Here is a 12,651-nt window from a genome sequence, read left to right on the forward strand (position 1 = left end):
GTCTAACATGCTAGCACAGCCTCACCATGAACGGCGAGGCTGATGTATCAATAATGCAAAAATCAGAACAATCAGTGACCAGGGAATTCAATGATCGTGTAGCTATCAACACCTTGTTTTTTCAAGCGTTCAACACCACCTAAATCTGGCAGTCCAATGATGAAGGCTGCTTCGGAAACCTCACCACCCAGACGGCGGATTAGGCGTACCGTCGCTTCAATGGTGCCACCCGTTGCGAGCAGATCATCGATGACCAGAACTTTATCTCTTTCGTTGATGCTGCCTTTATGGATTTCCAGCGTATCAGTACCATATTCCAGATCGTAAGTTTCGCTTAACGTCTCACGCGGTAATTTACCTTTTTTACGGACAGGAACGAAACCAACGCCCAGACGCAGTGCAACAGGAGCACCGAATAAGAAACCACGAGCTTCAGTACCAACAATCTTCGTGATGCCTTTTTCTTGATAATTCGCCACGAGTAGATCTATCGTAGTTTGGTAGGCAAAAGGATTATCCAGCAATGTGGTAATGTCACGAAAAAATATTCCCGCTTTTGGATAATCGGGGATTGTTTCGATACTATCTTTAATTAATTGCAGTTGTTGTGCGTTAGCGGTCATAATCGATGCCAGCCAGTTTATAAAAAATGAAAACGGTAAAATCTATTCAAACTACCGGAAAAAAGCAACTGCAATACAAATTGCAGCCTATATTTTGTTGAATTAGGTCAAGCTTGGCGTCTATCGGATTAGGTATTATTGCTACCAAATACGATAGGTCACTAAATGGGCTTTAACGAGCAGATTATTAATGATAACGGGATGCTGATGGGCATACAAAATTTATTAAGCGCACTTGAAAAACAAATCAGCACCCTGGAAAAAGATCTCGCCTTACTACCCAACACCCCTTTTTCCATCGCCCGCTTTGATCAAACACTATTCCACCATCACAGCAATAAACTCGGTGGATACATGCAAGAAATCAAACAGAATATGGAACAATTAAAATCCTGCGTAAACAATTATCGTATTGAGCAAGTTAAATTCCTTTCTGAACGTTTAGTGGCACAAATCGAAGCTTTGAAGCGCGAAATAGCAACTCAAGCGCTGCGAAAGCAAGAAGATAAATTTGAACGCCGCTCACAAGAACGGGATCTTTACCAACGTCTGGCAGAACATCAAGATTATGAACGCCGTTTAATTGCGATGATCGATGACAGAGAATTACAGTTAAATAAACAAATTACGCTTGCCGATAAGTATAAACTGCAAAAAGAAATCGCTGCTCTGGCGGGAAGATTAGCCCGCTGTCGTCAAGCATTGATGCGCATCGAGAAATCGATAGAAAAACAAGAAAATTCAGATTAGTCACAAAGGGAATGACCAGTTATGGCTCTCGAACAAGCACCACCTGAAGTGCAGCTTGCGGTAGATCTTATTTATCTGCTCGAATGTAATGAAGTTTCCCCTGCCATGGCACTGGCTGCATTAGAGATCGTCAAACACGATTTTCAGGGGAAACTGGAAAAACAGGCTCAACAGCCTGAGGAGTAAGCGGGATTAACGCTTACTCCATCAGATCCTGTTTTTTTAGAAGAAAGCTTAAGGCAGAAATGGCTTGTCTCCAGAAGATTTTCCATCTGGAGGGGGGTTACCACCGTTCAATGGCCTTTGCACCTTTTGCAAGTTATCGCCCTGCCCATTATGTAAATAAACTTCCAACTGGTTAAATGCGATATTGATATCATTTTCTCGACACAACTTATCAATACTGCGGTTAACTTCATCCACAGTACGGCTACGATCGCCCAATTCTCGAACATAGAGCCTCAATTCATGATCCAGAGTACTCGCACCGAAACTCATAAAGTAGACTTGCGGCCCTGGCTCATTCATCACACGAGAATTATCGTTCGCCGCTTTTAACAAAATGTCTTTTACTTTATCGAGATCAGAGCCGTATTCAACACCGACCTTAATGATAATCCGCGTGATGGTATCAGAAAGTGTCCAGTTGATTAGACGTTCCGTCACAAATGCTCGATTGGGGATGATCACTTCTTTGCGGTCAAAATCTGTAATTGTCGTCGCACGAATACGGATCTTACTGACTGAACCAGAGTAAGTGCCGATCGTTATCGTATCTCCAATACGGACAGGGCGTTCGAATAAAATAATTAAACCAGAAACAAAGTTGGCAAAGATCTCCTGTAAACCAAAACCTAAACCGACCGAAAGAGCCGCCGCCAGCCATTGTAATTTATTCCATGAAACACCCAGTGTTCCTAGTGCAGTAATTCCTCCAACCCCAATAATCAGGTAGGTTAGTGTCGTCTTAATGGCATACGAGGAGCCTTGCTGTAACTGCAAACGGGATAGCACCAACACTTCCAGTAACCCCGGCAAGTTTCTCATCATGACCCATGAAATAACTAACATCGCTATCGAAAGCGCTAAATCTTTCAAGGTCACGTATTTCAGAACATTGCCCAATTCTGTTGTGGTGCTGTATTGCCACAGATTGACCCCATCAAGGTAAGAAAATACCGTTACTAAATCAGACCAAATCCAATAAAATGCCCCTAAAAAGATCAAAAACAACACCATGGTGGTCAAGCGCAATGATTGCTGGTTAATGCGATCCAAAGCCATTGGTGGCTCTTCCACTACTTCTCCTTCCGCCCCTTCTTTCGTTAGCGATTGACGACGGGCCACAGCGCGTCGATAGGCAATACGGCGGGCGGCAATTCCCAATCCCCGCAAGCAAGCCTGATAACTGATATGCCAGAGAAACAGTAAATACAGGCTGTAAAGCCAACGTTCTGCCAGACGCAAGGTCGTGTAGAAATAACCTGATACCATCAACACCATCAACACCAACGGCGCAAAGGTCAATGCCGTCACCACGATAGTGCGGATCATGTGTGAGCTTTTTTCACGCCATACATGACGGCAGAATGGAAAGACAAAAAGGAAGATAAAGAACAAACAGATCAATACAGTACACTGACCAATCACATCATCAGACAGCTGCAAAGGATGTTTTACGCCCAATGTTACCCAGAATAAAATAGGCAATAACACAATTGACAGACTCGCAAGATTTTTACGGAATAAAGTACAAACTGCTCTGTCCAGAGAAAAATGCTGTTCTCCGATTCCACCTTTGGCAAGGATTTGGTGGCTGCAACTATACATAATCCAAAATAGCGCCAATTGACAGGAGAAACCCCAAATCAAATCGCCCAAATCATCACCTGATTTCGAATACCAATAACCTATCGCCAGCACAATAAAAGCAAGCGGTAATGTTTTTATCAGTGTCAGTATCAGGGCCAGTGGAGTATGCAATTGGCTATCACGACGGAACTGCCCCACCTCATCAGCAATTTTCTTCAATTGCTCGTTAATGCCTTTGGTTTGCCAACGTAAAAATAAGCCAACCAGTACAAGGGGAATAACGAAATGGACGGAATTTTTCAGCCCCGTGATAAGGCCGCTCAGAGTCAAACGAATATTCAGGTGGCTCAATTCTCCCTGAATCTGCTCAGGCAAAGATTTCAACCAAGCTAAATTCATCGGTTTGTTACTGTTCACCCAAAAGATTTGCTGGACAAGGGTTTGTTCCAGCGATTCGCTCACATCCAGCAATTGCTGCTGATCCATCTGTAAGTTGATAGCGTGAGTAATCTGATTTCCCAATTGATTATTAAGCTGATCCAAAAGCTCACAACGCACTTCCAGAATCTGGTTGATGGCATTATGGATCTCATTCATCATCTCTGCGGATTCATTTTTGATTTTATTGTGCCCATCGCTCAATAAGTTATCAGTATAGTCATTCCCCTGACAAAGCTGATCTCGTTCCTGATTAATTTCAAACTGCTCCAGACGCAAGTCAGCAATTTTCGTCAGTAAATCTTTTGTCAGAACATTCTGCGGTACTTTCAACTGTTCCTGAAACAGAATGCGAGATAGCAATAAGCTGCCTCGTAAAACCTTAACCTGCTCTTTCAGATTACGCTCAGACTGGATGGCTCGATCCAGAAAATTCTTAACAAGAATATTTTTCTGCACAAGTTGATTATTATCACGTGTTGCAGCCACCAGCCGTTCACTGAACTCACGGTTGATATCAATTTCCTTTTGAACTAGTGGGTTATCTTGAATGTGTAAATTTTTTCCGTCCTGAGTTTGCGCTTCTTTGGCTGTTTCTTCAGAAAGGATCAAACGTTTCCCACTCACCACATCTTGAATAAATTGGACATAACATTCCAATTGCTCAATTTGGAACGTCGTATAATCCCGTTGATGCTGTAAAAGTGCTTGTAGCTGAGTATTCGCCTGTAAGGATGCCCTTTGGTAATCATTTTGCTGCATCAAGAAAGACTGTTCTACCTGTAGCAGCTCCATCTGGGTATGACTCGATTCTGGCTGCTCAGTCAGTGCATTATTGAGTTGATTGCGAATTTGCTGCAATCTCTGCACGTTACGGAATAGCACGTTTTGTGCACGTTCCGGTTGCGTTTGTAGCCCAATCAACTGGCTATTGTAGTTAGCAAGATCTTCCTGTGCCCGCTGCAAGCTATTCAGGGTATTGTTCAGTTTCAATTCAAGCTGTTTCAAAGACAGTGTTTCCAGCGCCTGTTTATATTCATTTTCATCCCGCTGAGCGTTATTTTTCCGGTTCTCCAATACAGTCATAACCTGACGTGATTTTTGCGGTGCGTCTTGCAGGTTTTTCTTAAGTAGATCGGAATCCAGCTTCACTTGATCTATTTTGTCAAAGAAAGAGAGCGCTTTTTCCAAATCAGCTATCGAGACTTTTTCCTCAACCGTATGTTCCTTACGTTCTGTCAGGATCTTAAGCTGATTTTGAATATCATTGCGGGTTGGAACATCACTACTGAAAGCAGCATTCGCAGGGGAATAGAGAGATGACAGAAGAAAAAACAGGCTAGCCATCAAGATAAAGCGAAAAAATAATATGTCGGAGAGTTTGCTGCACAAGCCCCCCTTATTGAGCAAAACATCCAAATATCGGTTAACTGAAACCATGAACTCATCTACTCATCATTTGCAGATAATGGAATGATAGCGCTGAATATCAGGAGGTGCTGGCTGTATTTCTGATTTTGCACTTCCTGAAACGCTAATATTAAAATGATAACACTTTGGATGCAGCCAATGTCCACTGCGCCAGTTCGCTCAACGTACCGATTTCCACGCCATCAACCAATGCCAATTCACTAATCCCTCTGGCATCCGTACAAGTTTTGCACAATTTAACTTCGACATTCTGTGCCGTCAAAATTTCCAGCATTTGCTTTAAATTATAGCCTTCTTTGGGTATTTGCCCGGTTAAACCAGCAACTACTGCATCAGACATGAGAAACAATTTCAGTTCGCTATGGGGTTCCTGCTCTTTGAGAGCAATGGATAATCTCAATGCGTTAAAAAGGGATTCATTACCATATGCCGCCCCATTGGCAATGATCAGAATGGATTCCATTGACATTTGCTCCTATATTCAAGATTCATTTTTTTCGCTGCATCGCAAGTGGTGGCTGTGTTTGAGTGTATCGATGAAACTATCCACCAAGTGTGCAGACTGTTCCTGAATATTAAAACTGTCCGGTGAAAATGACCAGTTTTCCAGTAACCCCGTCATCAATGCCCTCAACATGATGGCAGAACGCCTAAGGTCAAGGTCATAGGGTAACTCTCCTGATTGAATGCAAGCCGCCAGCATTTTTTCAATCTTCTTGTAGTCGGAAATACATGTCTCCCGAAGCGCCTCAGCTAGTGAAGACATTTCTCCAACAAACTCACATTTATGGAAAAAAATTTCCATTAATAGGCGGGTTTGGAAATCATCAATCATCATCCTTAACATCGAAATCAATAAAGATCTCAACGCAATGAGTGGATTATTAGGATGTTTTGCTTGATACTCTTTCTCTAGCTCGTCTATTTTGTGTTCTGGCATTTTGCAAACAATAGAAAGTAAATCCGTTTTATTTTTAAAGTGCCAGTAGATTGCTCCACGCGTTACACCGGCTGCAATTGCGATATCAGATAATGAGGTAGCAGAAACGCCACGCTCAGAAAAAGTCTTTATCGCTGCTTCTATGATTTGCTGACGAGTTTGTTGTGCTTGCTGTTTAGTTTTTCGTGCCATTTTCGTGCCATAAACTTTGTTTTTGACTGAGGCTGATTTACATACATTCATGTATGTTTGTACTATAGCACCCTTAATCAATGAAGTAATAATTTCACTCGTTAGATTAAAGAGTCAATATTAAAAAATTGAGGTTTACTTATGCGAAAAAACAGGGGAGTTTTGCCTCTGGCCACATTACTGGTACTTTCAGGCAGTTTCATTCTTTCAGGATGTAATGATAATAAAAATGCACAGCAAGGGGCTGCTGGCCAGCAGGCTCCTGAAGTGGGTATCGTAACGCTGAAAGCAGAACCTCTCACGGTTATCACGGAATTACCGGGCCGTACATCAGCCTATCGTGTTGCGGAGGTTCGGCCCCAAGTCGGCGGCATCGTTCTGAAACGTAACTACAAAGAAGGAAGTGATATTGTTGCCGGAGAGTCGTTATACCAAATAGATCCGGCCACCTATCAGGCAGAATACAGTAAAGCCAAAGCAAATTTAGCCAGATCACAGGCCAATGAGAATGTTTCTCATCTAACCGTTGAACGTTACCAATCCTTGCTGGGTACACAATATGTGAGTAAACAGGAATTTGATAAAGCAAATTCTGATTATGCACAGGCAAAAGCAGATGTTCAGTCCTCTAAGGCCGCGTTGGAAAGTGCCAGAATCAATCTGGCGTATACCAAAGTCACATCCCCTATTTCTGGTCGTGCGGGTAAATCCACCGTCACAGAAGGAGCACTGGTTTCTGCTGGGCAGCCAACAGCGCTGACAACCGTTCAGCAATTAGACCCTATCTATGTTGATATCACCCAATCAAGTGATGACTATCTAAGATTTAAAAACGAAATAGCAAAAGGAACCGTTCAAAAAGAGAGTAACAAAACCAAAGTCCGCCTAATTACTGACACAGGCCAAGAATACAGCCAGGGAGGTTACCTTGAGTTTTCAGACGTTACGGTTGATGAAACAACAGGTTCTATCACTATGCGTGCTGTTTTCCCCAACCCAAATGAAGAATTACTCCCGGGTATGTTTGTCCGCACTAAATTGGAAGAAGGTGTGCGTCAGAATGCGATTTTGATTCCTCAGCAAGCCGTTACCAGAACGCCTCGTGGTCAGGCAACCACACTGATTGCCGATAAAGATAACAAAGTAGAATTGCGTAATATCAATGCTGCTCAGGCAATCGGTAACAAATGGTTGGTGACAGAAGGTCTAAAAGCTGGAGATCGAGTAATCATTACAGGATTACAGAAAATAGCGCCGGGAATAACGGTTCAGCCAGTGGAAACAGACCTGAATGCCAAGCCTACGGCTAATCAAGCTGAGCCTGCAAAAAAGTCTCAATAAGGAGTCGGTGATTCATGCCTAAGTTTTTTATCGAACGGCCAATCTTTGCATGGGTAATTGCGATTATCACCATGTTATCTGGTCTACTGGCACTCATGAAATTACCCGTGGAACAATATCCTGCAATTGCGCCACCCGCCATTTCCATTTCAGCATCTTACCCTGGGGCTGATGCAACAACAGTACAAAATACTGTAACACAGGTTATCGAACAGAACATGAATGGTATCGATAATCTAGTGTATATGTCTTCCAGCAGCGATTCTGCGGGAAGCATGAATATCACACTAACCTTTGAAGCGAACACGAATCCAGATATCGCGCAAGTACAGGTTCAGAACAAACTGCAATTGGCGATGCCATTGTTACCTCAAGAAGTTCAGCAACAAGGTGTCAGTGTTGATAAAACTACCAGCTCATTTTTGATGGTGGCAGGTTTCATCTCTCAAGATGGTTCCATGACTCAGGATGACATCGCCGACTATGTCGGAGCCAATGTCAAAGATTCCTTGAGTCGTGTTACTGGCGTGGGTGAAACAACACTGTTCGGTACACAGTATGCCATGCGTATCTGGCTCAACCCTGACAAATTGATCAACTATAAAATGACCACCACTGATGTAACCAGTGCGATTAGAGCACAAAACAATCAGGTGGCAGCTGGACAGTTAGGGGGAACTCCACCCGTTCCAGGACAGCGTTTAAATGCTTCCATCATCGCGCAAACACGTCTGAATTCTGCGGAAGAATTCGGCAATATTTTGCTGCGCGTGAATCCTGATGGCTCACAAATTCGCTTACATGATGTAGCTATTGTTGAATTGGGCGCTGAAAATTACAGTATCATTGGTCGATTCAATGGCAAACCCGCCGCAGGGGTTGGTATCAAGCTAGCGACAGGTGCCAACGCATTAGATACCTCCAAAGCCGTCAAAGAAGCACTGGCTGAGATGTCTCCTTTCTTCCCACATGGATTGACTGTCGTGTATCCATATGACACCACACCATTCGTTAAAATCTCTATTTTCGAAGTGGTGAAAACATTGGCGGAAGCTATCCTGCTGGTGTTTGTTGTCATGTATCTGTTCCTGCAAAACTTCCGAGCCACATTGATCCCAACAATTGCAGTGCCGGTTGTGTTGCTTGGTACATTTGCCATCCTTGCTGCATTTGGCTATTCCATCAATACATTGACCATGTTTGCCATGGTACTTGCCATCGGCCTACTGGTGGATGATGCCATTGTTGTGGTGGAAAACGTCGAGCGCGTCATGCAGGAAGAAGGACTATCACCGAAGGAAGCCACCAAAAAATCGATGGGGCAGATCCAAGGAGCTCTAGTCGGTATCGCACTGGTACTTTCCGCTGTATTTATACCAATGGCATTCTTCGGAGGTGCGACAGGAGCAATTTACCGTCAGTTCTCAGTCACTATTGTTTCAGCAATGGTACTGTCTGTACTGGTGGCCTTAATCCTGACCCCCGCACTATGTGCAACCATGCTTAAACCTGTTGCCAAAGGCAGCCATGGAACTCGCAAGGGGTTCTTTGGCTGGTTTAACCGCATGTTTGAAAAGAGCACCCATCATTATACCGATAGCGTCGGTCGGATGTTGCGGGGTTCCAGGCGTTACTTAGTGATCTATGTCGTACTGATCGCGGGGATGGCCTGGATGTTTAATCGTCTGCCATCTTCCTTCCTACCTGAAGAAGATCAAGGCGTCTTGCTGGCAATGGTTCAATTACCACCGGGTTCAACTCAGGAACAGACACAAAAGATATTGAACGAAATCAATGACTACTTCTATACCAAAGAGAACGATGTTGTTAAATCTGTGTTTACAGTTAACGGCTTTGGTTTCGGTGGTCAGGGGCAAAATACGGGTCTGGCATTTATCAGCTTAAAGGATTGGGAACAACGTAAGGATGAGAAATATAAGGTGCCAGCCATTATTGGCCGAGCAAACGCAAATTTTGCTCAAATCAAGGAAGGTATCGTCTTTGCGTTTAATATTCCTTCAATTGTAGAGTTGGGCTCTGCCAGTGGTTTTGACTTCCAATTGATTGACAAAGGGAACCTTGGGCATGAAGCACTGACGGCAGCACGTAACCAGTTGCTTGGCATGGTGGCACAACACCCAGATATGCTCAGGAGTGTTCGTCCTAATGGGCAGAATGACACGCAACAGTATCGTATCCATATCAATAAGGAAAAAGCAGAAGCACTGGGTATATCCACCACAAATATCAACTCAACACTAAGTACGATGTTTGGTGGCGCTTATATCAATGACTTTATCGACCGCGGTCGTGTCAAAAAAGTCTATATTCAAGCCGACGCCCCTTATCGTATGTTGCCGAGCGATATCAGCAAGTTGTATGTCCGTAACTACCATGGTCAAATGGTACCGTTTTCCGCATTCTTAGACATATCAAAAGAACCGTGGGTTTATGGTTCACCGCGTCTGGAACGCTATAACGGCCTTCCTTCTATGGAAATCGTGGGTGAAGCCTCTCCTGACAAAAGTACCGGTGATGCAATGGCGCTTATGGAGCAACTGGCATCACAATTACCACCCGGTATTGGCTATGACTGGACTGGAATGTCTTATCAAGAACGTCTGTCTGGCAATCAGGCTCCAGCGTTATATACGCTATCATTGATTGTCGTATTCCTCTGTCTGGCTGCTCTTTATGAAAGCTGGTCTATTCCATTCTCGGTCATGCTGGTCGTCCCACTGGGGGTTATCGGTGCGTTGTTAGCAACATCAATGCGCGGATTGGATAATGACGTTTACTTTAAGGTTGGCCTATTGACGACTATCGGATTGTCAGCGAAAAACGCCATCCTTATCGTAGAGTTCGCTAAGGACCTGATAGAAAAAGAAGGAAAGGGGTTAATAGAAGCAACCCTAGATGCTGTCAAAATGCGTTTACGTCCAATCCTGATGACATCTTTGGCCTTTATGCTTGGGGTTATGCCTCTGGTATTGAGCAATGGTGCAGGCTCAGGTGCACAAAACGCCGTAGGGACAGGGGTATTGGGTGGTATGATTGCAGCTACATCGCTGGCAATCTATTTCGTCCCAGTATTTTTCGTTGTCATCAAGCGTCGATTCACGAAGAAAAGTGAAGATATTGAGCACATCTCAACTCCTCACTAAATTCAACTATGTTAAAAAAGGCCACATATGTGGCCTTTTCCTTTGATAATCTAATTAAAATAAATACTTATGATAAATAGGTTATGTTTAAAGGTGATATCTTTCTGTTTTTTATAATAAATAGAAGATAAATTGATAACTTAGCTTGTTTTTCTTCTGATTACACCTTTAATGGTAAAAAGTGTTCCATCTCGATAGTGACATATGTAATAATGGCACTATATTGATTTTGAAAATCGCAATACAATCGCCTATAATGACTTCTGTGCTATTGCTACAGCATCTACTGTATTAGTATAATTCAATACATTTAACAGCATATGTGGATATGACTATCCTTTATAGTAGAGCGTTAAGCTTTTGTCAGGTTCAGGCGTAAATTAGCCACTTTTTAAAAACCCCTGTTGGCAGATGCGTAAAAAATAGAGCTTTAATATTAATAAATAATAATCATGTTTTGATAGGCTCAATTTTAAAAGAATGACTATAATAATTAACATGTATAAGCCTTAGTTCAAATAAGCCGTGCGTTGTTTACGGAGGTGATTATGGATGAATATTCACCAAGAAGACATGATATTGCTGAATTAAAATACTTATGTGAAAATTTAATTCACGAGGCATTTTCAGTCCTGAATCGCACTGATAATCATTGGATTCACGATCTGACTTCCGAGAAAAGCTTAAAACTAAACGAATTGATCGAACACATTGCAGCTTTTGTTTGGTACTTTAAAATTAAATACTCAGATAACTACGATCTCAGTACCTTAATTGATGAGTATCTCGATGAAACATATAATTTATTTGGAAGTGATAAGATAAGCTTTCTTGAACTTACAAAATGGCAAAAAACAAACGAACACTTAACTAACATTCTGCTACATGATTTGAATGCTTCGTTAAGCAAAACCTGATAAATATATTTCTAACTTTTTTATACCAAATAAGATAAGGCAACCATGACTAAAACTGACTATCTGATGCGTTTGAGAAAATGCACTTCTATTGAAACACTGGAACGTGTAATTGAAAAGAATAAATACGAACTCTCGGATGATGAACTTGAACTGTTCTATTCCGCTGCTGACCACCGTTTGGCTGAACTTACCATGAATAAACTCTATGATAAGATCCCATCATCTGTTTGGAAATTTGTCCGCTAGACTGAAGTGATCAGATAGGAAGTGACTAAAGCCGGTAGCTATTATCGGCTGACTGCATAAATCAATGATGAGCTTGAAAATGGTGAGGGCTCTGCCAGCGACATCCCGGCACACACATCCCCTGCTATGGCTGCTTCCTTCCGGATCTGACCAAGTTAACAAGTTAGCGTTGCGGGAGAACCAACAGAGCCCCCATTGACGTTAGCTTCAAATTTCGAAGCGGCGGCCATTATCTTTCATACATCATAAAATAGCAAGGCCACTTCACTTGAATGCTGTATTCTTGCTCATCGTGATGTAAAAACCATCAAAACAGCGTCAAAGAACTAAAATTTCTGCTTAACAAAATACTATTTGGTACTTTTCCTGATTTTTCATATTATCTTCAATTTTTTCAGTACAATAGCTATATTCCATGACAAATTAGCCTATATAATATACTGGCAATAAACAGATAAAATAATAAAAAATACATTCAATAACACTAATGAATCATTTTTATATCATATAAAAAACCAATAATTGTACAATAACAACTCAAATAAAATATAAACATTCTCTTTTTCGTCCTCTAAAAATCAAGAAATAACTATATAAATCAATAAATAAACACAATAAACACAATAAACACAATAAACACAATAAACACAATAAACACAATAAACACAATAAACACAATAAACACAATAAACACAATAAACAATGTCATTCTCATTATTTGGTAAATATTGATAAAATTAATAGTGATAATTTATATCCAAAATAAAAACGCAAGGATAAATTTTATTTACAAT

Annotated in this window: 10 protein-coding genes and 1 other RNA gene; 6 read left to right on the forward strand and 5 right to left on the reverse strand. The window is 41.8% G+C overall.

Going from position 1 to position 12,651, the window contains the following annotated elements:
- Positions 1–71: 71 nt before the first annotated feature.
- On the reverse strand, positions 72–623 hold the full coding sequence (gene apt / locus H8A87_RS08475; protein WP_198689537.1) for an adenine phosphoribosyltransferase: 552 nt from the start codon (positions 621–623) through the stop codon (positions 72–74).
- A 207-nt stretch (positions 624–830) separates the two neighbouring features.
- Here apt and priC point away from each other — a divergent pair, with 207 nt between their 5' ends.
- Positions 831–1,373 (forward strand): primosomal replication protein PriC, encoded by a 543-nt coding sequence (gene priC, locus H8A87_RS08480; RefSeq protein WP_198689538.1) that lies wholly within the window; start codon positions 831–833, stop codon positions 1,371–1,373.
- Positions 1,374–1,394: 21 nt separating this feature from the next.
- Positions 1,395–1,559, forward strand: coding sequence for a pleiotropic regulatory protein RsmS (gene rsmS / locus H8A87_RS08485; RefSeq protein ID WP_198689539.1), 165 nt, complete (start codon positions 1,395–1,397; stop codon positions 1,557–1,559).
- Positions 1,560–1,607: 48 nt separating this feature from the next.
- On the opposite strand, the gene mscK is transcribed toward rsmS, so the two are convergent.
- The 3 genes from mscK to acrR form a co-directional block, all read right to left on the reverse strand.
- Positions 1,608–4,970, reverse strand: coding sequence for a mechanosensitive channel MscK (mscK, locus tag H8A87_RS08490; RefSeq protein WP_232370148.1), 3,363 nt, complete (start codon positions 4,968–4,970; stop codon positions 1,608–1,610).
- Between the two features lie 193 nt (positions 4,971–5,163).
- Positions 5,164–5,517 carry a DsrE/DsrF/TusD sulfur relay family protein gene (locus H8A87_RS08495; protein WP_198689541.1) on the reverse strand — a complete coding sequence of 118 codons (354 nt, stop codon included), beginning with the start codon at positions 5,515–5,517 and terminating at the stop codon, positions 5,164–5,166.
- Between the two features lie 18 nt (positions 5,518–5,535).
- Complete coding sequence (gene acrR, locus H8A87_RS08500) at positions 5,536–6,186, reverse strand: multidrug efflux transporter transcriptional repressor AcrR (RefSeq protein WP_198689542.1); 651 nt, start codon at positions 6,184–6,186, stop codon at positions 5,536–5,538.
- A gap of 141 nt (positions 6,187–6,327) precedes the next feature.
- On the opposite strand from acrR, the gene H8A87_RS08505 reads away from it, so the two are divergent.
- The 4 genes from H8A87_RS08505 (at position 6,328) to H8A87_RS08520 (ending at position 11,857) form a co-directional block, all read left to right on the forward strand.
- Positions 6,328–7,527 (forward strand): efflux RND transporter periplasmic adaptor subunit, encoded by a 1,200-nt coding sequence (locus H8A87_RS08505; RefSeq protein ID WP_198689543.1) that lies wholly within the window; start codon positions 6,328–6,330, stop codon positions 7,525–7,527.
- Between the two features lie 14 nt (positions 7,528–7,541).
- Positions 7,542–10,691, forward strand: coding sequence for an efflux RND transporter permease subunit (locus tag H8A87_RS08510; protein ID WP_198689544.1), 3,150 nt, complete (start codon positions 7,542–7,544; stop codon positions 10,689–10,691).
- Between the two features lie 548 nt (positions 10,692–11,239).
- Positions 11,240–11,608, forward strand: a complete 369-nt coding sequence (gene tomB / locus H8A87_RS08515; RefSeq protein ID WP_198689545.1) for an Hha toxicity modulator TomB — start codon at positions 11,240–11,242, stop codon at positions 11,606–11,608.
- Between the two features lie 45 nt (positions 11,609–11,653).
- On the forward strand, positions 11,654–11,857 hold the full coding sequence (locus H8A87_RS08520) for an HHA domain-containing protein (protein WP_010845060.1): 204 nt from the start codon (positions 11,654–11,656) through the stop codon (positions 11,855–11,857).
- Between the two features lie 89 nt (positions 11,858–11,946).
- Here H8A87_RS08520 and ffs read toward each other — a convergent pair.
- An RNA gene (ffs, locus tag H8A87_RS08525) (signal recognition particle sRNA small type) lies at positions 11,947–12,043 on the reverse strand.
- Positions 12,044–12,651 lie beyond the last annotated feature (608 nt).

This window comes from Xenorhabdus lircayensis (assembly GCF_016306625.1).
Taxonomy (GTDB): Bacteria; Pseudomonadota; Gammaproteobacteria; order Enterobacterales; family Enterobacteriaceae; genus Xenorhabdus; species Xenorhabdus lircayensis.